This is a genomic window from Thermostichus sp. MS-CIW-30 (genome assembly GCF_054058015.1).
Window position 1 is genome coordinate 16,054 of sequence record NZ_JBSRZW010000031.1, and the last position, 20,259, is coordinate 36,312.

The 20,259-nt window shown below is 58.0% G+C and carries 18 protein-coding genes and 1 tRNA gene; 11 read left to right on the forward strand and 8 right to left on the reverse strand.

All coding sequences use genetic code 11. The features are described 5' to 3' along the window. Positions 1-38: 38 nt before the first annotated feature. From ACVWXW_RS12210 to ACVWXW_RS12225, 4 genes are all read left to right on the forward strand, one after another. Complete coding sequence (locus ACVWXW_RS12210) at positions 39-2,696, forward strand: TIGR03960 family B12-binding radical SAM protein (RefSeq protein WP_457404034.1); 2,658 nt, start codon at positions 39-41, stop codon at positions 2,694-2,696. Between the two features lie 1,074 nt (positions 2,697-3,770). Then, positions 3,771-5,942, forward strand: a complete 2,172-nt coding sequence (locus ACVWXW_RS12215) for an Rne/Rng family ribonuclease (protein ID WP_457404019.1) — start codon at positions 3,771-3,773, stop codon at positions 5,940-5,942. Positions 5,943-5,977: 35 nt separating this feature from the next. Further along, positions 5,978-6,619: a ribonuclease HII gene (locus ACVWXW_RS12220; RefSeq protein WP_011433421.1), complete on the forward strand. Its 642-nt coding sequence runs from the start codon at positions 5,978-5,980 to the stop codon at positions 6,617-6,619. A gap of 12 nt (positions 6,620-6,631) precedes the next feature. Next, positions 6,632-6,705 (forward strand) — tRNA-Arg (locus tag ACVWXW_RS12225). Positions 6,706-6,722: 17 nt separating this feature from the next. Here the strand turns inward: ACVWXW_RS12225 and msrP are convergent. The 6 genes from msrP to gvpA form a co-directional block, all read right to left on the reverse strand. Then, positions 6,723-7,679, reverse strand: coding sequence for a protein-methionine-sulfoxide reductase catalytic subunit MsrP (gene msrP / locus ACVWXW_RS12230; RefSeq protein ID WP_457387789.1), 957 nt, complete (start codon positions 7,677-7,679; stop codon positions 6,723-6,725). A gap of 324 nt (positions 7,680-8,003) precedes the next feature. Beyond that, a complete protein-coding gene (locus ACVWXW_RS12235; protein WP_011433424.1) occupies positions 8,004-8,423 on the reverse strand; it encodes an LptA/OstA family protein in 420 nt (139 codons plus the stop codon). 74 nt (positions 8,424-8,497) lie between these two features. Then, on the reverse strand, positions 8,498-8,833 hold the full coding sequence (locus ACVWXW_RS12240) for a gas vesicle protein (RefSeq protein ID WP_011433425.1): 336 nt from the start codon (positions 8,831-8,833) through the stop codon (positions 8,498-8,500). Between the two features lie 41 nt (positions 8,834-8,874). Then, positions 8,875-9,759: a gas vesicle protein GvpN gene (gene gvpN, locus ACVWXW_RS12245; protein WP_011433426.1), complete on the reverse strand. Its 885-nt coding sequence runs from the start codon at positions 9,757-9,759 to the stop codon at positions 8,875-8,877. Between the two features lie 79 nt (positions 9,760-9,838). Beyond that, the gene (gene gvpC, locus ACVWXW_RS12250; protein ID WP_457404020.1) at positions 9,839-10,870 is read right to left on the reverse strand and encodes a gas vesicle protein GvpC; all 1,032 of its coding nucleotides are present in this window, start codon (positions 10,868-10,870) and stop codon (positions 9,839-9,841) included. A gap of 281 nt (positions 10,871-11,151) precedes the next feature. Further along, the gene (gene gvpA, locus ACVWXW_RS12255) at positions 11,152-11,370 is read right to left on the reverse strand and encodes a gas vesicle structural protein GvpA (protein ID WP_011429717.1); all 219 of its coding nucleotides are present in this window, start codon (positions 11,368-11,370) and stop codon (positions 11,152-11,154) included. A 304-nt stretch (positions 11,371-11,674) separates the two neighbouring features. On the opposite strand from gvpA, the gene ACVWXW_RS12260 reads away from it, so the two are divergent. The 6 genes from ACVWXW_RS12260 to aroH all read left to right on the forward strand — a co-directional run bounded on the left by ACVWXW_RS12260 (position 11,675) and on the right by aroH (position 15,179). Beyond that, positions 11,675-11,995, forward strand: coding sequence for an Hfq-related RNA-binding protein (locus ACVWXW_RS12260; RefSeq protein ID WP_414415719.1), 321 nt, complete (start codon positions 11,675-11,677; stop codon positions 11,993-11,995). A 323-nt stretch (positions 11,996-12,318) separates the two neighbouring features. Next, on the forward strand, positions 12,319-13,002 hold the full coding sequence (locus ACVWXW_RS12265; RefSeq protein ID WP_457404021.1) for a V4R domain-containing protein: 684 nt from the start codon (positions 12,319-12,321) through the stop codon (positions 13,000-13,002). Next, complete coding sequence (locus ACVWXW_RS12270; protein ID WP_414399553.1) at positions 12,999-13,250, forward strand: hypothetical protein; 252 nt, start codon at positions 12,999-13,001, stop codon at positions 13,248-13,250. Before ACVWXW_RS12265 ends, ACVWXW_RS12270 begins: the two co-directional genes overlap by 4 nt. Before the next feature lie 36 nt (positions 13,251-13,286). Further along, positions 13,287-13,745 (forward strand): globin family protein, encoded by a 459-nt coding sequence (locus ACVWXW_RS12275; protein WP_414330903.1) that lies wholly within the window; start codon positions 13,287-13,289, stop codon positions 13,743-13,745. A 269-nt stretch (positions 13,746-14,014) separates the two neighbouring features. Beyond that, positions 14,015-14,701 (forward strand): V4R domain-containing protein, encoded by a 687-nt coding sequence (locus ACVWXW_RS12280; RefSeq protein WP_457404022.1) that lies wholly within the window; start codon positions 14,015-14,017, stop codon positions 14,699-14,701. Between the two features lie 103 nt (positions 14,702-14,804). Beyond that, positions 14,805-15,179, forward strand: coding sequence for a chorismate mutase (gene aroH, locus ACVWXW_RS12285; protein WP_457404023.1), 375 nt, complete (start codon positions 14,805-14,807; stop codon positions 15,177-15,179). A 384-nt stretch (positions 15,180-15,563) separates the two neighbouring features. On the opposite strand, the gene ACVWXW_RS12290 is transcribed toward aroH, so the two are convergent. Continuing rightward, entirely contained in the window at positions 15,564-15,965 is a 402-nt protein-coding gene (locus tag ACVWXW_RS12290) for a hypothetical protein (protein ID WP_414330894.1), read from the reverse strand. Positions 15,966-16,146: 181 nt separating this feature from the next. On the opposite strand from ACVWXW_RS12290, the gene ACVWXW_RS12295 reads away from it, so the two are divergent. Beyond that, the gene (locus tag ACVWXW_RS12295) at positions 16,147-16,947 is read left to right on the forward strand and encodes a Ycf66 family protein (protein WP_414424296.1); all 801 of its coding nucleotides are present in this window, start codon (positions 16,147-16,149) and stop codon (positions 16,945-16,947) included. A 62-nt stretch (positions 16,948-17,009) separates the two neighbouring features. On the opposite strand, the gene ppc is transcribed toward ACVWXW_RS12295, so the two are convergent. Next, positions 17,010-19,946, reverse strand: a complete 2,937-nt coding sequence (gene ppc / locus ACVWXW_RS12300) for a phosphoenolpyruvate carboxylase (protein WP_457404024.1) — start codon at positions 19,944-19,946, stop codon at positions 17,010-17,012. Positions 19,947-20,259 lie beyond the last annotated feature (313 nt).

Sequence of the window (20,259 nt, forward strand, 5' to 3'; positions counted from 1 at the left end):
TCAGATCAGTGACTGTGTCAACGTCTCGGCGGATCCCCATGCTCTCTCTGGCTGCAACTGAACCGCATCTGAGTCCCATCGATCTGGATCGCCTGCTTACCCCTGAGATTCAGCGGCCAGCCCGCTACTTGGGCAAAGAGTTCGGTGCCGTCCACCGTCCTTGGGATTCGGCGCGGGTGCGTTGGGTGCTGAGCTATCCAGAGTTGTACGAGGTGGGAGCTTCCAACCTGGGCCACCTCATCCTCTACAACATCCTCAACGCCCAGCCGGATCAACTGTGTGACCGCACCTACTTGCCAGGCCCGGATCTGGCGGCCCGCCTGCGGCAGTTGGGGATCCCCCTCTTTGCCGTGGAGTCCCGCCGCCCTCTGCGCGCTTTCCATATCATTGGCTTCAGCCTGGCCTACGAGCTGGGGGGCACCAACATCCTGGAGATGCTGGACCTAGCCGGGATCCCGCTCAAGTGGTGGGAGCGGCAGCCCTTTACCCCGGAAGAGTGCCCTCTGATCTTTGCCGGTGGGCCAACCGCCACTTCCAACCCGGAGCCCTTTGCCGACTTTTTCGATTTCTTCGTCTTCGGAGATGGGGAAGAGGTGCTGCCGGAAATTGGCCAAGTGCTGGCCGGATCCCTGTCCAAGCCCCGCCGAGAGGTCTTGCTGGAGCTGGCGCAGGTGCCGGGGGTGTACGTGCCCCAGTTTTACGAGGGGATCCCGCCTCGACCCATCGTGCCTGGGGTGCCGGAGCGCGTCCGCCGTCGGGTGGCCCTGCCTCAACCCCAATACTCCGTCGGCCTGGTGCCTTTGGTGGAAACCGTCCACGACCGCCTGGTGATGGAAGTGCGGCGGGGCTGCACACGGGGCTGCCGATTTTGCCAGCCGGGAATGCTTACCCGCCCAGCGCGGGATGTGGATCCGGAAGCAGTGGTGGAGGCTGTGGTGCAGGGCTTGCGCAAGACCGGCTACAACGAATTTTCCCTCTCTTCTCTCAGTTGCTCCGACTACCTTTCCCTGCCGGCGGTGGGAGCGGAGCTGCACAACCGTCTCCTCAGAGAACACATTGCCCTTTCCCTGCCCAGCCAGCGGGTGGATCGCTTTGATGAGCAAATTGCCGCCATCATGAAGGGATCCCGCCGCTCCGGCCTCACCTTTGCCCCCGAAGCTGGCACGCAACGGCTGCGGGACATCATCAACAAGGGCCTCACCGATGCCGACTTGATTCGCGGCATTCGCACCGCCGTCCAAGAGGGCTGGGACAAAATCAAGCTCTATTTCATGATTGGCCTGCCCGGCGAGACCGACGCCGATGTCCTGGGGATCGCCCGCACCGTCGAGATGCTGCAGCGAGAATGTGCAGCCCTGGGTCGCAAGCGGGTGGAGTTTACCCTCACCCTCTCCAACTTCACCCCCAAGCCCCACACCCCCTTCCAGTGGCACCGGGTAGACTATGCCGACGTGCAGCGGAAGCAGGCCCTGCTGCAGAAGGAGCTGCGCCGGCTACGGGGAGTCAAGGCCCACTTCACCGATATCCGCTTCAGCATCCTGGAAGACTTCATCGGCAAAGGGGATCGCTCCCTAGGCCGCATGATCGAGCGGGCTTGGTGGGCCGGTGCCGGCATGGACGCCTGGTGGGAAAACATCGACGCCGCCTACGCTGCCTGGGTGAGGGCCTACTGCGGCGAAGAGGTGGATCCTGCCGCCGATCCGGTCGCCCTCTGCGCCCATCTCCCCATCCGGGAATTGGGCCTGGAGGATCCCTTGCCCTGGGATCACATCGATACCGGCATCGACAAAAAATGGCTGCAAAAAGACTACCGCCGCGCCCTGGAAGCCCTCACCGTGGAAGACTGCTCCTTCGAGGGCTGCTCCGCCTGCGGCATCTGCGGCCCCGGCTTCGGCCACAACATCGTCATTCCCCCTCCGCCCGTCCCGCCCCTGCAGAGCAAACCCACCCCCACCCCGGATCCCCTGGAGCCGGAGCCACCTGCCCAGCGTTTCCGCATCACCTACGGCAAAACCGGGGATCTGCGCTGGCTGGGCCACCTGGATCTCATGCGCCTGTGGGAACGGGCCTGTCGGCGAGCGGGGTTACCTCTGGCCTTCAGCGGCGGCTACCACCCCATGCCCCGCCTGGCCAACGCCAACGCTCTGCCCATCGGCCAGGAAGGCTATGGCGAAATCCTGGATCTGGAGCTGCTGGATCGGCCTGAAGGTCCTCTGACGCCTGAGAAACTGCGCGCCCTTCTGAGCGAACAGCTGCCCCCGGAGATCCCCATCCAAGCCGTCCAGGAAATTAGCCTTCGGGATCCCTCTGCCACCGAAGCCGTTTACGCCGCCGAATATCAGCTTACGGTGAGCTGCGAGTTGCCCAAAGCCATTTGCGTCAGCGGGATGGAGTCCTCTTGGCCTGCCTGGGTTACCCAGATTCTGGATGCGCAGGAAATCTGGATTGAAAAAACCTCCAAGTCTGGCAAGTCCTCTCCCTTCAATGCCCGCGCCCTGCTTTACTACCTAGAGTTTCAGGGCCTGACCCCCGAGGGCAGCGCTTGCCTCCTTTACCGGGGCAGTTGCCGCAACGACGGTGCCTACCTGCGGCCCACCCATCTGGTTCAAATGGCCGAGTCATTGGGGTTGCCCCACTGGACACTACAGACGGCAAAGCGGCTGCGCCTGTTGTGGGAGCATGACTCTAGTCAATAATAAGCTCAACTATACTGAAAATAATGTATAATATGTTCAGTACGGATTACTACCAGTTGATCTTTCTGTTTACTTTCGAGTCTGCCAACATGGTAGCCAAAGCAAAGCAGAAAATTGGTAGTAAGACGACACGGAAACTGCGCTTTGGGTATTCTACTCAAAGCTTTGCGGGATACCGCCATTCTGTTTGGACTCCGTCCCGCTAACGCGAATGGAAACAAACAGAATGCTATCGCTGCATAGTTGAACAGTGATGTTCAGCAGTGTTCAGCGTAAATGTATCAGAACCCCCTAGCCGATCCAGATTGAGCACTTCCTCTGGGAGCAACCCAAGGGCTAAGGGTCTGTCTGGGCTGAGGGATCCCACAAGCGCTATAATGCTGCTATTGCTGGCTCCTGCCGCTGTGGGGCTCGCCAAGCATCAACTTGACCAAGGGCGGGGTGAGCAGCAGGCAAAAGCTGGGCCGGATTCTGGAATGGAGACACTCTTAACTCAGTACCCAGGGCAGGTAACAGGCGTGATGGGGTCGAGTCGATAGGTGCAACAGAAAAGTGTGCCTCTTCGACCTGGCCCAGATCTAACCAGAAAATTTTACCCTGAGAAGGTGCTTCTTTCCGCGCGCAAACCCTGTCTTGTTGTGGACTATCGCTACGCGACGCTTTCGCGAACAGGCTGGGCCGCACAACTGGGGTTCTGCAATGGGCCAGCGTTGGATCTCCCGAGGCGGAGCCGTCTTGCTCCCTGAGCCTATCGATTGAGCCCATCCATGAATCTCCATGCAAACCTCACCGAATCCATTCATCCCATCCGATGAGTTTTCCTTCCAATCAGCAGAAGCCCCCGCTGTACCCACCAGAGCCAGCATTGGGTAGTTCACATGCACTTAAACTCACCTCACTCATTGGAGAGGAAACAAAGCCAAGCGTCAAAGCAGAGCTGAGGGTAATGGACAGCCCCATGACGACTCGATCCTGGTTAAAGAAACTTGAGCAGATCCCAGCAAAAGGACAACACCTCGCCAGAATGAGGGTTCAACCCGTAACCGCGTGCCCTTGGGGCGGGGAGGGAAGTTAATGCCCAGGCAGATTGTCATTGCCGAGCAACATCGAGTGGCAGCCGTCTTCGCCGAAGATCAAGTGCAGGAGCTGATCGTCGCCAGCGGCGCTCACCAAGTGGGAGACGTTTACGTCGGAATCATCGAGAACGTTCTGCCCAGCATCGATGCCGCTTTCGTCAACATCGGCCCTGCAGAGCGCAATGGGTTTATCCACGTCAGCGACCTGGGCCCGCTGCGCCTCAAGCGAAGTCATGCCTCGATTTCTGAGCTGGTCTTGCCGCAGCAAAAGGTGCTGGTACAGGTGATGAAAGAGCCTACCGGCAACAAAGGGCCAAGGCTTACCGGAGATTTGGCCTTTCCAGGGCGGTATTTGGTGTTGCGACCCTACGGAAAAGGCGTTCATCTGTCCCGCCGCATCGAGGATCGAGAAGAACGCAACCGTTTGAAGTCGCTGGCCATTTTGATTAAGCCCCCGCAGATGGGCCTGTTGGTGCGCACCGAAGCGGAAGGTGTGTCCGAAGAAGCGATGATCGACGACCTGGAGCAATTGAAGAAACTCTGGGAAGATATTCAACAGCAGTATCAGGCGGCACGGGGGCCGGGGCTACTCAACCGGGATGACGACTTTATTCAGCGGGTGCTGCGGGATGTTTACTCCGACGATGTGAACCGTATTGTGACCGACTCTGCGGCAGGAGCGAAGCGAGTCCGTAGCTATCTGCAGGGCTGGAACAAGGGCCAAATGCCCCCTGGTGTCGTTGTCGATGCCCACCGCGAGCCCACCCCCATTCTGGAGTATTTTCGGGTCAACGCGGTTATTCGGCAGGCGCTGCGGCCACGGGTGGATTTGCCCTCTGGCGGCTACATCATCATCGAGCCCACCGAGGCCCTGACGGTAATTGATGTTAACTCGGGCTCCTTCACCCAATCGGCCACTTCTCGGGAGACAGTGCTGTGGACAAACTGTGAGGCGGCTACCGAGATCGCCCGCCAATTGAGGCTGCGCAACATTGCCGGTGTGATTGTGGTGGACTTCATCGATATGGATTCCCGCCGCGACCAGTTGCTGGTTTTGGAGCATTTTAACAAGGCCCTCTCCAGCGACAAAGCTCGCCCACAGGTGGTCCAACTGTCGGAATTGGGGCTGGTGGAGCTCACCCGCAAACGGCAGGGGCAAAGCCTTTACGAGATCTTCGGCTATTCTTGCCCCACCTGTGAGGGGCTGGGGATCCTGGCCCGCTTGCCGGGGGCCGAGCCGGGACATCTCTTGACGATAGAAAGCGGCCTGACGGTAACGCTGCCCACCGAGGTGGAAGAAGGGGATGAGGAAGACGCCGGCCCGATCCTGCCCCGCGATGGCAACTCCCAACGGGCGCGCCTGCGAGTGGGAAGCGATGGGCTGTCTCGAGGCGATAGCCGTGCGCTGCTGCGGCGGTCGCGATCTGCCCCCGGACAACGACGCCCCAGCCCGGATCCCTTTACGACTTCAGACGATCTGGAGGAAGAGCCACGGGTTGAAACGGGACGCAAGCGTCCCCGCGAAGACTGGGGGGATCCCCGCACTGGCCAGCGCCTCGTTGCCCGGAGCCTGGATACTCCTGTAGAAGAGGAAGCCCCAGAGCCGATGCAACTGCCAGGGGGCGGAGCAGACCTAAAGCGTCAAGAACCCCGCCGTTCTGGCCCTGGGGAAGAGGCAGAATCCACCGCACGCAAAGATCACACTTCCCCAGCCCGCACCGTTCGCGCCAGCGGGACGGAGTCCTCAGAAGGCCGTCCGGCTCCGGTACGGCAAACCGTCACCGTGGAGATGACCCCGTTACAACAACGGGTCTACTCGGAGCTGGGGCTGTCGCCGCTGTTGCTGCTTGACCAGCCGCCGCCTTGGGGCCGAGACACGGCGGTTAGGGTGGTTCTGCCGGGAACTGTCGAGGTGGAAAGTAGCCCAGAGGTGGAGACTGAGGCAACTTCTCAGGCGGAGGAATTGGCGCCCGAACCGGATGCCTTGCAGGAGAAGGAGCCGCTGGATACCGTTTCTCCACCCGAACCCTCGGAACCCGAAATCTCCTCTGCTGAATCGTTCCCGTCAGCCGTGCAGAGCAGCTTGGCCGAGCCAGCCGCGGAACTGGGGATCAGCCCTGCCCAGCAATCTCCAGCAGCCTCCAGGCGACGGCGCTCCCGCAGCAGTTAGGCGCTGCTCTCAAGCCCAGGGGCAGGCATGGGAGTATGGTGGAGCGGGCAAGGCCGAGTTTGATCTGGGAGGGATCCCTTTGGCAGCAGGGGATCCTGCGGGTGGCGGGGGTGGATGAGGTGGGGCGGGGGGCCCTGGCCGGGCCGGTAGTGGCGGCGGCGGTAATTTTGCCGGCCCAGATGGATCCCAAAGAACTGGAGGGAGTGAGGGATTCCAAACAACTGCGTCCGCAGCAACGCGCTCAATGGGCGGAACGGATTCGGCAGGTGGCTTTGGCTGTGGGCGTTGGCAGTGCCTCTGCTGCTGAGATCGACCGGCTCAACATTCGCCAGGCCACGGTGCTAGCCATGCAGCGGGCTTTGGCCAAGTTGGATCCAATCGAACACATTTTGCTGGATGGATTGCCGCTGGCCGAGCTGGGATCCCGGCAAACGGCCCTGGTCAAGGGGGATCACATCAGCCTCTCCATTGCCGCTGCTTCAGTTGTGGCCAAAGTCTGGCGAGATGCCTTGATGCAGAGCTGGGATCGGCAGTACCCCGGCTACGGCTGGCGCACCAACGCTGGCTATGGCACGCGGGAGCACCGACTGGCGTTGCAGAACTTGGGGCCCACCCCGCAGCACCGCCGCAGCTTTGCCCCCTTGGCAGAACTGAAAGTCAGCAGATATGATGGTTAATGCAGTTGCATTGCCCACGTAGCTCAGTGGACTAGAGCACTGGGTTCCGGTCCCAGGTGTCGGAGGTTCGAATCCTTTCGTGGGCGTCTTCAGGCATACAAGTTCAGCCATATAAGTGGGCAACATACTCTCCGTACCCGTTGTAGGGCAAGGTGGGAACGATTTGCCACTGGGAACGGGATCCGAAACCGATCAAGACTTCCTGCTCCTGTGACCAGCGGGGGTGGGGCACCCTAGGATCCACATTGGCCTCAAATCCATATTCCCCAGGGGCGAGGGTATTCCAAAACGTGGAGGGTTGACGGGCCAAAAACTCGATTTTGACGATGGATTTTCCCCCCTTAAAGCCATACTTCCAGGGAACTACCATGCGAATTGGCGCTCCGTGCTGTTTGGGCAACGGCTTGCCATAAACGCCGAGGGCAAAAAAGGCCAACTCGTTGGCCATTTCCTCGATCCGCAACCCTTCCGTGTAGGGCCAAGGCAAGTTGGGGGGCCAGATTGGGCCAGGCATAATTTCCGGATCGTAAAAGGAAGTGAAGCGGACAAATCGAGCCGTCGGCAAAGGATCCACCCGTTCCAGCAACAGCCGCATCGGAAAGCCCAACCACGGCACCACCATCGCCCAGGCTTCCACACAGCGAAAGCGATAGATGCGCTCTTCGAGGGGGAAGTTAAACAGATCTTCCAGGCCCAACCGCTGAGGATGCCGCACCAGCCCGGTAATCTCGACAGTCCAGGGATCCGTGGGCAAAGCCTGTGCAGCCCGCCAGACGCGCTTTCCGGAGCCAAACTCGTAAAAGTTGTTGTAACGAGCAGCTACAATCTCCTCGGTGACGGGCCTGCCCACATCCGAAAAGTGGGGGTTGAGTGGGATCCCCCTCAGCTCTCGTTCTACCGAGGGAGCAGCTCCCCTGCTGCCAAACCCAAAAATAGAAAAACTGGCTCCCACCCCAACGGATCCCAGTTGCGCTAGAAATTGCCGCCGGCTGAAAAACATCTCTTCTGGAGTGACCTGTGCCTCTCGTTGCCAGGGGTGAGGAACTCGGATCCCGAACATCCATCAGCCATCCTTTGATTCAGAGTCAGGGAAAAAGTCTGCCGCCCGAACTACTACATCCTAAATGAATTACTACATCCTAAACGGATCTAAGCCGACATTCCCCGAGCTCGTTTCCAGCGCTGCCCCATGTGTAGTCATTTCAAATGTAGTCATTTCAAACAGCAATGAAACGATTTGTTATGTCTGTCCCTGGCTTCCCTCTCCTTTTGAGAGAGGGGTTGGGGGTGAGGGAAACCCTGCAGGCTGGGATGATCGGTGACGAAATCACGGTATAGCCGTGTTGGCTGAGTCCGTGCTGCTGGAAAAAAGTGTGGGGATCAGCTAAGGACTTGAGCTGGGCTCCGGCAAAACGTAGATGGACTCCACTTGCCGCCCTGCCGATGGCACTGCCTGGATGGTGCCCTTGTCGATGTGGTAAATGACTTTCTCCGCTTGCAACTGATTCTCCCCTTGGTTGATGATGACCTGGCCCTCCAGCTCAATGCGTTGCTCCTGGCTGTAATACACAGCTCTTTGGGCGCGGGCCGTAAGCCGCTCGGCAGGAAAACTGAGGGTGACATTGCCAATGGCCGTAAAAACCCCTGTGTTGGCGTTGGCCTCCTGCACATCGGCGCTGATGCTGATGGCACGGGGATTCTGACCCCAAGCCGGGATTCCAAGGGCCAGCACCACACCCACAGCCCAGCCCAGCGTCCCTAGCCGCTGCCAACCCTTCCGGTCAAACGCCATCTCCAAAGCCATGCCCCATCACCCCGTCAAACCACCACAGCAGCCAGTCTAGCCCGTCAATCCAGGTCACAATGGCGGGGGGCAGCCTATGGGTCCGTTCCCTTTCCCCCCTGGGGCAGAGCTTGGGCAAGCTGTCTTTCCAATTCGGCAACGCGCTGCATGAGCTGTCGGTTGGCTTCCAGCAGCTCCCGCGCCTGGCTGTTGAGATAGGGATCCGATTCCCACCAATTGATGCCGATCTCCTTGGCCTTATCCACCGAAGAAATCAGCAGGCGAATGCGCACATTCAGCAACTCCACATTGCCCACCGAAACGGTGATGTCTCCGGCGATCACAATGCCCTTATCCAGTACCCGCTCCAACACATCGGCCAGCGAGGAGCCGTGAGTAGCCGTGGTCAAGGGTTGAGAGCTAATCGGCACAGGGTTAATCGACCTCCAAAGCGTACCAACAGGCAAAAGACTCAGCCAGGCAGTTGGTCTAGCAGATAATTCAGCAGCTGGGATCCCTCTTCATAGCGCTTGCCGGCTCGCGGCAACAGCACATCCGCACACAAAGCGCGAAAATCGGCATTCTCTTTGCTGACCGCCAGCTCATGTTCCTTGACAATGCGCCCGATCATCAAACAACTGCGCAGGCTGGGGTGGCGCGTCAGATCCAACTTGCGGCGAAAAGCCCGCACAATGTGGACAATCTTGAGGGCGTCGGGGCCGGATAAGCCTATTCGCGAGGTGAGAATCTCCTTTTCGGTCTCGATGTCCGGCTCCCCCATATCGATGGTGATCATCCGATCCAGCAGCGCATCTTGGGCCCTGTGAACCCCGGTATATTCCTCCGGGTTAGAGGTAAAAATGGCCCGGAACTGGGGATGCACCCGCAGATATTCCGAGCGGTTGCTGTCCGGCGGCAACACCAGCAGCCTCTCCTCCAAGGCACTCAGGAGAGCATTGTTGGCCTCAGGGCGGGAGCGATTGAACTCGTCGTAGATGAGGGTAAACCCCTCTCGGCAAGCCAAGGTGAGGCGGGCATCCACCCAGCGCTGCTGCACATCCTCCTCCGTCTTCACCACCGAGTGAATGAAGTTGTCCACCACCCGCCGATGGGTAAAACCGGTGCGCCCCCCGATGAGGTCGGAAGAATCGAAGCGGTCATCCCCATAGATCAGCATGATGGGGCGGCCCAGCAGGCTGGCCAGATGCATCGCCAAAGTGGTTTTGCCCGTACCCGAAGGCCCCCGCAAATGCACCGCAAAGCCCGATTGCAAATAGCGCAAAGCGCGGCGGGTAATCCGCTCAATGTAGGGGGTGTTCACGAACTGGCGGGGACGCGCCTGCAGAACCGTGGCCATGGAGATACTCAACCTCTTTGCTGCCCTAGACTCCTTTGCCTTGACTATAGCCTGGATGTTCTTCCTGCGCTCGGCACAACTAAACTGCGACCGTCCCCGACACCATGCGCCGCAGCGTAGCCAAGATTTCCGAGGGATCCAACCCCAGATCCACCGCGCCGCGGGCCAACAAATCCCGCACCCGTTCCCGATCCCCAATTACCTGCAGCAGGGTCAAGTTGGGATCCTGCGCTTGTAGATCACTCACATACTTGTTGACATAGTCAAGGATGGGATCCACCTGTTTCTCGACAGTAGGCGGAACTTCAGGGGGTTCAGGCGTTATTAAACCCTCCGAGGGCTGGGGCTGGGGAACAGAGACGGGAGCAGGCGGCTCCACCGGGGCTTGGTCTTCGGCTATGGGCGTTGAGTCAGAGGCAGATATTGGCGCCTCACCGGCAGTCGCAACGGCACTGTTAGAGCTTGCACTGGAAGTGGAGACTTCAGGTTCTGGGATGAGGACAGGGATCCCATTGCCCCACACCTGCTTATGCAACTCCGCCCGGAAAGTGGCCAGGGATCTCCGCAGGGCCTGGGCCTGGGCTTGCTGTTCCTGAGCCATCTGAGCCAGCTCCTGTCGAGCCATTTGCCGGAGAGCCTGTACCCACTGCCGCAAATCGGCGCAAAAAGACTGCCGCGCTTGCTGAGTTTTGTCGGCCATCGCCTGCCGAGCCTGCGTATAGGTGCTCAGCAAATGCTCCACAGCCGCAGTCAAGTTAGCCCGGAAAGCCTGCAATTGCTGCCGGCTGGCTTCCGATTGAGCAGCTCGTTCCTGCTCCAGGCGAGCCAGACTCTCTGCCACCGACTTGGCCCGCTGAGCCGCCGCTTCCGAACGGGAGCATTCGTCCAGGGAGCGCCTCACAGCCCGCTCCTGCCTCAGTTTCTGCAATTGGCTGCGGGTTTGCTCCGTCTGGTGCCGTATTGCTTCTTGTCGTTGCTGGCGGCGCTGCCCCAGCTCAACCATCAGGGCTTGGTGCTGCTCTAGGCGCTGCTGCCGGGATCGGCTTAACAAACTTCGATTCTGAGCCACCCGCTGGCTGCGGGCCATGGCCCATTGTTCCTGCAAACTCATGATCTCCAATCCCTCACGTCGTTTTCAATGCTTGAGTGGATACAGCTTCTCTGCCCCTTCAAACTCGATATCCAGCTATCATGCCAGTCTGCAGCCCAACACGTCTGCAAGACTCGATCCCTGAACGAAACCCATGAGAGCAAGGCAGAGACCAGAGGTGGATCCCTGCCTCGCTTTCCGAGAGCCTTCACAGCGGCCAGCTCCAGACCCCCGCCCAAGACCCATGACCAGTCAAACCATCACGGTATTGAAGGCAAGGGGATTGAGTGATTGGGCCAGATTTAGACGGCAGGGGCAGCAGCAGTAGCCGTCAGACCCACAGCCTCAGCGTACTTCAGGTAGGTTTCCACAGAAGCCACAACGACGCGGGCTTCAATGGCCAACAGCTCGATCCCAACCAAAGAAACCCGCACCCAGGCATCGACCACGATACCTTTATCCAAGATGCGATCGATCACTTCGGCCAAGCTGGACGAGGAGTTCACTTTCTCTACTGCCATAACGATCTCTCCTGCACTGATACTGCTGATACTGATGAGGGTTGAAAAGGACAGACAACTCGGCGGCAAAATGGCATGTAGAAGGGATCCCAGCTGAGGATTCACCTTCCCTAGGGCGACAGCCGCACCCTCTATCACCCTAGCCCTATTGTGCTGGCTTTTTTCGGGGAGAACACCCGTAGATTCGCTTAAAAAAGACGGCGAACTCGAAAGGTTTACCGCTTTTCTAAGCGCCATCCCCCCTACATAGTACTCGCCAGCAGAAAAAATGGGCAAAGATGAGGGCGAGTTTTGAGCCCAAGTTGTGGAAGTGTGGTGGAGGGGCAGTGGGAAGCGGCAGGGATCCCCTATACTGGGGGCAGTGGGCTTGCTGACATACCGTTTCTCGCTGGCTGATAGGGCTGTCGTGACCGATTTCAACACCGGGATCCCGAGCGTGCGTCGCCTGCAGAAGGTCATCAAGGATCGGGAAACCCTCGAGGTCAAACTCAATACCGGAGATGTCTTCGTCGGCCAGTTGCGCTGGCAGGATCCCGATTGCCTCTGTTTAGCCGATGCCGAGGGGCGGGAGTCGCTGCTGTGGCGGTCTGCCATTGCTTTCATCAAGGTCAGGCCTCAGTCTTAAGTACTGCTCCGGATCCCTGTACAGCTCTTCTTCCCAATTTTTGAATAAATCTTTACAACAACTCAGGGCTTTTCTGTCTCCCTCTGAGGGCAGTTTTCTCCAGTTGACCCACTCCTGCTGGGTTTTTGGAGCGGTTGACTACCCTGCCGTCGCCCTGAGTCTATCCCAAAGCCGTCCCCCATTGCTCCGCAACGCTGTTGCAACTGCGTCAGCGGGCCGTAGGCCTTGAGGACGAGGCTTTAGACCCAGTTTTTTGGTAAAAATGCCAATTAAGAAGGGTATGATAAGGAGTGTTAAAAAATCTGATCTCTCCTCACCCAACCATGACGACTACCCCCATTGAGATACCTCTTCAGCCTGCCGCCCAACGGCATAACCACTACAGCCGCGAAGACTTTTTCCGCTTTAATCTCTCCCAGGGATCCCTTGTGGACTGGACGGGCGCCCGCAATGTCTTGGTGAGCGAAGACTTTATCCTGGGTTTACAGCAGGGCCTGGAGGAAGAAGTGGGAGATGCCTCGGCTTCTCTGATGTACACCATTGGCCGAGAGTGGGGACGCAACGATGCCCTCCATTTTTCCCGCTGGTTTGAGGAGGAATATCGGCGCCAGCCCAAGCAGAGTAATCTCATGTTTCTCTTGGAAACCTGGTGGTGGCCTCTGACCTCGCAAGGATGGGGGCGCTGGGAGGTAGAAACCGAGAGTCGGCGGCAAGGGTTTATTTTCATCAACCTCTTTGACTCCGCCGTGGCCCGCACCCTGGGGGATGTGGGCAAACCTGTCTGTCATCTTTACGCCGGATTGTTTGCCGGCTTTTTTAGCACCATGGTGGAACGGCAACTGAACTGCATCGAGATCCAGTGCTACTCCATGGGAGAAAGCTACTGCAAGTTTTTGCTCGGCAGCAAAGATCGCATCGATGCGGCTGCCTTCTGGCTAAACGAAGGGGCCAGTGCCAGCGAAATTGCCCAAAAATTGCGTTCAGGCCAGGGAGTAGCCAAGGCATGACCTGGAAGATTGCTTTAGAAGATTCGGTGCAGAGCTTTTTTGCCCGTCTAAATTGGGATAACCGCCCCCTACAGATGCGCTCTCTGCCAATGCCTTTTCTGCAAGTGCGGGAGCATTTTGGTTCCATCCCCTGGGCGGGGGATCCCCTGAGTTTGGCCGCGCATTCTCTGGGATCCCTGTCGGCAGCACCAGAACCCGAGCCGGCAGAAGAACAGATCACCTTGGCAGATCTGTTCAGCTTGTTTTGAGTCTCCTAGCACCCACTGACATCCGGAAGAAGCGAGATGGTAAGCCCCTTGGAGCAGATGCTGATCGAGTCGGAAGCCCGCTACCTCAAGCCAGAGGAGCTGGAGCATCTGAAGGCCTATGTTCTCGGCTGGCCAAAACGACAACATGTGTACCGAGTTTTGCGGGAACGGGAGAGCCAGGTGGTGAGCAAAACCCTAGATGCCCTGCAAAAGGAGATGCCCGACCTTTCTCCCCAAGTGTTGGATCTGTGCCGGCGACACCTGCTGTTGCTGCTGCGTCACAGCGCTATGGCCATGTTGCTGCAGGACGAAAACCTCCTGAAGGAGCGGCTGATCGAGTGGATGGAAGAAGAGGTGCGCCTGTACGGGCTGCAGAGGGTTTATGAGGTTGCCTATCGGATTTTCCAGCAGGAGCTGAGAGACCATCTGGCCCCTGGAGAGTTGGAGTTTATCCGCCCCTTAATCACCCAGGTACAGGTGGCCTTGCTGTTTTAGAGCTAGATACTTTTTTGCTTTTTGCATTTTTCGGTGCTAGAGCGCTCTATCTCAACTAGCCGGAGACTTCAGTGTCGTTGGAGTTAATGTTAGCGTTGTAGTAAATCTGCCCAAGGGGTATTCAATTGCTGGAGGGATCGCCATAAGATTTGGAGCGTAAACAACCGTTCTCCCAGCTCAACAACCAACGAACTGTCAACTGCACCCTGCTCCTATTTGGATGCTTAGAGCTCAATAACGACTTGGATTGGATAACCAGGGGATCCCTTATGAACGGCACCAGCTCTATCTCCAATGGCTCAGTCAACTTCGATCCCTATACGCCTGTTTTGGCCAACTACTATGCACCCAGCGCCTATCTGCGAAGCGATTTGGAATCGGGCTTGCTGGAAAGTCGCCACGGTGAGCGTCTCTTGGCCCTTCCAGAGGCATTGCTGCGGGGCATCTACACGGGCCTGGAATACGAGACTGGCCAGGCTGCTCGTTTGGTATTGCGCAACTGTGGTCGGATGTGGGGCAAGGAGTTTTTCCGCCGTTTTGCCCAAGAACTCTCCGACTACTACCAGAAGCCTTTGGCCGAGCTGGAGATGGGCCTTTTCCTGCAAAGTCTGAGACAAGCTTGGAAAACTCATGGCTGGGGATTGATCGAGATCGACTGGACTTACAAAGATCAGGGAGTCCTGGTGGTGTCGATTCGCAATTCCCCCTTCGCTGCTGTCACCCCTCCCCATTTCAAGCGTCCGATGGGCTTTTTGGAGGCAGGGCTGTTGGCCACCTGGTTTAGCCAGCTAACCGGCCAGGATTTGCTCTGCGTGCAAACCGCCAGCGAGGCTTTGGGAGCGAAGAGCAATTTGTTTGTCGTAACCGCTGCTGCCCGCCTCAAAGAGGGAGAAGCCTGGGTGGACTCCGGCCTCAGCCACGAGCAGATCCTGGAAAAGCTCCTGCAGCCCAGCTAGGCGATGGGGGCTGGTTTTCCCCAGAGGGATGGGATCCCAGTAGAGATGAGTCTGTATAATTTTCTGGAAGCGAGGCGAGCTCAAGCGCACGAGGGTGTGGCCATTGGGGTGGCGAGTCAGAGCAATTCGGGGAGCCATCACCGTACCTACAAACAGTGCCGAGGCCATTGGCGCGGCGGTGGCTGAGCTGCTGGATACGCTAGAGCACCGCAACGCCTTCGATCCGGCTGAGTTGGTCAGCGTTATTTTTTCTGTTACTCCTGATTTAAATGCAGCTTTTCCTGCCCAATTTGCCCGTCGTCGCCCTGGCTGGGAGTCGGTGCCTCTGTTGGATGTGCAACAGATGGAGGTGAGCGGCGACTTACCCCGTTGCATTCGGGTTTTGATCCAGTTGAATACTCCACTTGCTCAAGCGGACATGCAGCATGTTTATCTGCGAGGTGCCCGCGAGTTAAGGCCAGATCTCAGCACTGTTTGATCGATCCATACAGCACCAGCACAGGGTTGACACTCTCACCGACTAAAGTCGGGGGATTTCTACACTGGAGGTGGGACAGTCTGTTGCCATGGGCAACGTGGGGCATGATGGATCCCGGATTTGCCCCGCTTATTCTGGGGGAAAAGAATGGCTTAACTCAAGTTGATCCGGGTCGTATCACTACTGATTTGGGAAGGCGCAGAACATCCAGATTCACTCATAGACTTACTTGGACTTACAGTCATTTTAAACAGGTATGAAACATTTCCATCCAGCTCCCCTTTCTTTTTGGGAGATGGGGTGATGGCAGCGGCACAGAGCACTTGGGGGGCTTCTCAATTAGCTTAAAATGACTCTACTTAAGATAAGAGTAGATCTGAGAGCTCAAGGAGACAGCTTTTCTCGCAGACGGTTTTCCCACTGTTGCAGTTGCTCTTGGCGAGCGGCCACCTCTGCTTCGCGACGGCTCAGCTCTTGGCTTTGCCGAGTCAAGGATTGCCGCCAGCTTTCAATCTCCGACAGATCCACCAGACTGTGGGTTCGGGATAGGTTGTGCAACATCTCCACCAGCTTCATGGCTGCCTCTTCCACCCGCCGTACCTGCCGCTCTTCCGAAAGCTCAACCAGCAGCAACACCCCAATGTTGTAAGGGCCAACCTCTTTGCAGGTGACCCCTTCTGGCTTGCGCAGCGGCATCCAAACCCCGTCCTCGGCCTGCCGGGCCAAGAGCTGCAGCTCCCCCTGGCCGAAGAGACTTTTTTTGTGTACCCGTGCCAAATACAGCATGGAACATGCAGGAAGATGCTGCCGATTTTAGCACCGATCCCTTTTATTGAAGAGGGATCCCGTCCCTACACCCAAACCTGGGTTTTGTTGTCCGTGCCACCAGGAGGATCAATGCTAGGATCGGCTGTGGAATGGGTAAGGCTCAACGCTCTCCCGTCTTCATCGTTTAGGGATCCCTGGCATGTTTCTCACCCAAAGCCCCTACTTCTTGATGGCAGCGCTGGTGGCGATTGCCAGTGGAGCCATCTTCGCGGTTCGGTTCATCAAGCGAGAGGCCTCCGCTGAGTATGACGTGATTTTTGCCACGATGGGCCTGATCTATTCCGTCTGCTTGCTCTTGGAAGGTCAGCGGCTCATCCCGTTGCTGTTCTTTGCGCAGGTGTTGCTGGCGGTGATGGCCGGCTGGTTTGCCATCGAAACCTTCCGTTTGCGGATTCTCTTAAGCGAAAAAGCACGGCAGGTGGGCGGGGCTCGTCCGACCGTTCGGCGGCAAGGCTTCAGCCGCACCTATCCCCCGGATGGCTATGCCCAAGGACGCACGGTTTCCACTCGAGCCGAGGGATCCCGTATTCGCGACACCTCCTCCACCCGCTCCATTCCCGAAGGCAGCGCAGAGCCGAGCCGTCGCCCGCGGCCCCAACTGACCAGCGATACCCGTGTGCGTCCCCGCCGCCGACCCGAAGGGGATGAGTATTACGAGGAGCCAGGGGTCCGCCCGCGTCAGGATACGGACTACGATGAACCAGCACCGCCGCCAGAGGCCCGCCGCCCCCGTCGTCCTGCCACCGAAGAGTATCCAGAGGATGTGGATGTGCAGGAAGAGCGCAGCACAGGTACAGCTACTCGTCGCCGTCCCCCACGGTTGCCCCAAGACCAAGGGGAAAGCTACGCAGATGAACCCCCCCGCCGTCCTTCCCGCCGCGTTGTCGAAGTAGAGCCAGTAGAGGTGGAGCCAGAAGAGTATGATGACGATCTGTTCTGATAGGCTCTCAATGCCGATCTGAACTTGATAGAAGCAGCGCCAGGGTCAATTAGTCGGATCCCTCAGCCTGTGTTGCGCATCCCGGCGGCAATGCCGTTAATGGTAAGTAAAGCTCCACGCAGAAGTTCAGCTCGGTCGTAGCGTGTTCGTCCGGTGCGGGATCCCTGATGCTCTCGCAGGCGCTTGAGGAGGGAGACTTGGATAAAGCCGAGGGGCACAATAGAGCGGTTGCGCAACTGCACCGAGCGCTTCAAATAAGGGTCGTTCTCCAACAGTTCGCTGTGACCCGTAATCTGCAGCACTATTGTGCGGGTGCGGTGCATTTCTTGGGCAATACACTCAAACAGCTCCATCGCCCGCTCTAGACGTTCTGGAGAGCTCATCTCCCGCACGTAGTGACGCGCTATTTGCAAATCCACCTTGGCCAGAGTCATCTCCACTTTGGAGATCACCATGCGGAAGAAAGGCCATTCGCGATACAGGTGCTGCAGGTGGTTGAGGTTGTGCTCGCCCCTGGCCACGTATTCCTGTAGGGCGGTGCCAACTCCATACCAGGCCGGCAGGAGAAAGCGGCTTTGCGTCCAACTGAATACCCAGGGAATGGCCCGCAGGGATCCGATGTCTTTTTGGCTACCGCTGCGGCGGGCGGGACGGGAGCTGATCTGCAGTTGGCTGATCTCTTCAATGGGGGTGACCTCGTGGAAAAACTCCACAAAGCCCTCCTGCTCGTAGACCAGGTTACGGTACACCTGCCGGGAGCGCTCCGCCAAGGATTCCATCAGGCGCGACCACTCGTGCAGATCGTTGGGGTAGGTGCGCAGTAGGCTGGCCTGGATCACGGCGCTGGTGACGGTTTCCAGGTTAAAAATGGCCAGATCCTGGAGGGAATACTTGGAGGCCAACACCTCTCCCTGTTCGGTAATTTTGATGCGGCCCCCCACACTGCGCCCTGGCTGAGCCAAGATGGCCTCGTAAGCCGGGCCCCCCCCACGGCCCACCGAACCGCCCCGGCCATGGAAGATTTGCAGCTTCACGCCATAGGATTCGGCCACCGTCTGCAGGCGTTGTTGAGCTTTGTAAATCTCCCAGTTGCTGCTCAAAAAGCCGGAATCTTTGTTGCTGTCGGAGTAGCCCAGCATCACCTCCTGCAGATTTCCCTGCTGAGCCAAGTACTGGCGATAGAAAGGGATCTCCAGCAACTGCCGCAAAACTTCCGGGGCCCGCTTCAGGTCTTCGACGGTCTCAAACAGCGGCACCACCGCCAGGGATCCGCGACCGCTAATGGGATCGTAGAGCCCCACCTCCTTGGCCATCAGCAGCACCTCCAACAGGTCGCTCAACTGGCGGCTCATGCTGATCACATAGGTTTGGCAAATGGCCAAGCCGAATTCCTGCTGCATGCGGCGCAGGGTGCGAAAGGTGGCGATCAGCTCTGCCGTTTTCTCGGAAAAGGCGATCTCCAGCGGTATCAGAGGCCGACGTGTTTGTAGCTCCTGCAGGAGAAAGGCGGTTTTTTCCTCTTCCGTCATCTCGTTGTAGGGACGCGGCAAAATGCGCAAGTACTCGAAAATCTCCGTGAGAGCGGCTTCGTGGTAGCTGCTGTCTTGGCGGATATCCAGATGGGCCAGGTGAAAGCCAAACACCTGTACCTGTTGAATGAGATGATCCAACTGACGGCAGGAAAGGCCGCTGTTTTTCAAGCTTTTCTGGATAAGCTGCAAGTCGGCCAGAAATTCTTCTGCGTTGGCATAGGCGTTGTCCACAGGGGGAGGGGTGGGCAAACAAGCGGAGTCGGCCAAGTTGCGATTGCGCTCCCGCGTCAACTCCAGCCGCCGCTGAATGTAGCTGAGCTTGAGGCGGTAGGGCTCTTGGCGGTATTGCAGCGAAAACGATTCGTAAACCTCAGGCATGAGGCGGTGATCCTGCTCAAGGGCATCCAGCAGTTGGCTGTCCACATCCCCCCAGTGCAGGGAAATGCTCAGGGTTTTGGTGAGAGCCTTCACCGATTCGATGTACTTGCCCAGGATGAGGTTGCGCTGATAGCGAGCCGTTTGCCAGGTAACATCGGCGGTGACGGAAGGGTTGCCATCCCGATCCCCGCCTACCCATGAGCCGAAGTTGCAAAATCCTGCCGGCGGCGGCTCGACGCTGGGAAAAGCTTTTTTCAGGCTGCGGCTGAGGTACTCGTGCAGCAGGGGGATGGCCTGAAACAACACCTCTTCAAAATAGTGCAAGGTGTAATCGACTTCGTTCAAAACAGTCGGCTTGGACTGATGCAACTCGTCGGTGCGCCACCAAAGCAAAACTTCTTCCGCCATCTGTTCTTTTATCATCTGGGCCTGCAAAGGCTGGGTTTGTTCTGCCCAATCCAGTTGGCCGAGCAGGCGAGAGAAAGCTCGTTGCTTCTCGCGGATGGTGTGGCGGACGATCTCGGTGGGGTGGGCGGTAAAGACCATGCGAATGTGCAACTGCTCCAGCAATCTGCGCAGTAGGCCCGGCGGCACCCCTTGAGCCCGCAGGTAAGGGAACAGCCGTTCAAATTTTTCGTTTTCTCGCACGGTACGTTGTTGGCTATCCACCATGCGCATGTCCGAGTCTTCTGCCCGTTCGTAGTGCTGTTCAACAATATTGATCAACTGGAAGAAGAGGGCAAAGGCCCGTGCCGTTTGGATGGTGGCGTCGAGGCTGAGGTACTCGATAATTTGTAGTACCTCTGGGATCGGGTACTCCAGGGCTTGTCCTTCTGGGGAACACATGGAACGCAGTCGCTGCAACAGATCCACCAGAGACTGACCGCACTCCTGCAGGATCACCGATTCCCAGAGTTCTTCCACCAATTGCAGGCGACGGTTCAACAGGTTGTTCCTGCGGTTGAAGGCTTCGTTGACTTGAAGGGAATGGGCCAAGGGATCCCGTTCCCCAAACAGGGATGCCTCCTTTAGCCCGTTGGCAGAACCCGCTGCCCCCTCTGCAGCGGTCAGGTGGGGGGAAGAGGTCATGAAGGCAGCTCCTAGAATAACCATCCCAATATTAGAGCCTGTTTGTCGAAACGGCAGATGTAGCAGGTATCACGCTCAGATTGCGGTCTTCTCCGCGTCGGATTTTGTAGTTGAGCCTACAAATTGCAAGAAAAAAGTGTTTTACCTTGCCGCAATACCGGTCTAACGCCTTGTTGACAGGAGTTCTGGTGGCTGCCACCCTGTTTATCAACGCACATCTGCTGGATCCCGACCAGGGATTGGACGAGATCGGGCAACTGGGTTTTCACGTCGGTGGGGGATTTTTGTCTGCCTGCGGATGAGGCGGGGATCC

Bases quoted from the DNA above. Each gene is read 5' to 3' on its own strand.
- ACVWXW_RS12210 (WP_457404034.1), top strand. From the start codon at position 39: ATGCTCTCTCTGGCTGCAACTGAACCGCATCTGAGTCCCATCGATCTG.
- ACVWXW_RS12215 (WP_457404019.1), top strand. From the start codon at position 3,771: ATGCCCAGGCAGATTGTCATTGCCGAGCAACATCGAGTGGCAGCCGTC.
- ACVWXW_RS12220 (WP_011433421.1), top strand. From the start codon at position 5,978: ATGGTGGAGCGGGCAAGGCCGAGTTTGATCTGGGAGGGATCCCTTTGG.
- msrP (WP_457387789.1), bottom strand. From the start codon at position 7,679: ATGTTCGGGATCCGAGTTCCTCACCCCTGGCAACGAGAGGCACAGGTC.
- ACVWXW_RS12235 (WP_011433424.1), bottom strand. From the start codon at position 8,423: ATGGCTTTGGAGATGGCGTTTGACCGGAAGGGTTGGCAGCGGCTAGGG.
- gvpN (WP_011433426.1), bottom strand. From the start codon at position 9,759: ATGGCCACGGTTCTGCAGGCGCGTCCCCGCCAGTTCGTGAACACCCCC.
- gvpC (WP_457404020.1), bottom strand. From the start codon at position 10,870: ATGAGTTTGCAGGAACAATGGGCCATGGCCCGCAGCCAGCGGGTGGCT.
- gvpA (WP_011429717.1), bottom strand. From the start codon at position 11,370: ATGGCAGTAGAGAAAGTGAACTCCTCGTCCAGCTTGGCCGAAGTGATC.
- ACVWXW_RS12265 (WP_457404021.1), top strand. From the start codon at position 12,319: ATGACGACTACCCCCATTGAGATACCTCTTCAGCCTGCCGCCCAACGG.
- ACVWXW_RS12270 (WP_414399553.1), top strand. From the start codon at position 12,999: ATGACCTGGAAGATTGCTTTAGAAGATTCGGTGCAGAGCTTTTTTGCC.
- ACVWXW_RS12275 (WP_414330903.1), top strand. From the start codon at position 13,287: ATGGTAAGCCCCTTGGAGCAGATGCTGATCGAGTCGGAAGCCCGCTAC.
- ACVWXW_RS12280 (WP_457404022.1), top strand. From the start codon at position 14,015: ATGAACGGCACCAGCTCTATCTCCAATGGCTCAGTCAACTTCGATCCC.
- ACVWXW_RS12290 (WP_414330894.1), bottom strand. From the start codon at position 15,965: ATGCTGTATTTGGCACGGGTACACAAAAAAAGTCTCTTCGGCCAGGGG.
- ACVWXW_RS12295 (WP_414424296.1), top strand. From the start codon at position 16,147: ATGTTTCTCACCCAAAGCCCCTACTTCTTGATGGCAGCGCTGGTGGCG.
- ppc (WP_457404024.1), bottom strand. From the start codon at position 19,946: ATGACCTCTTCCCCCCACCTGACCGCTGCAGAGGGGGCAGCGGGTTCT.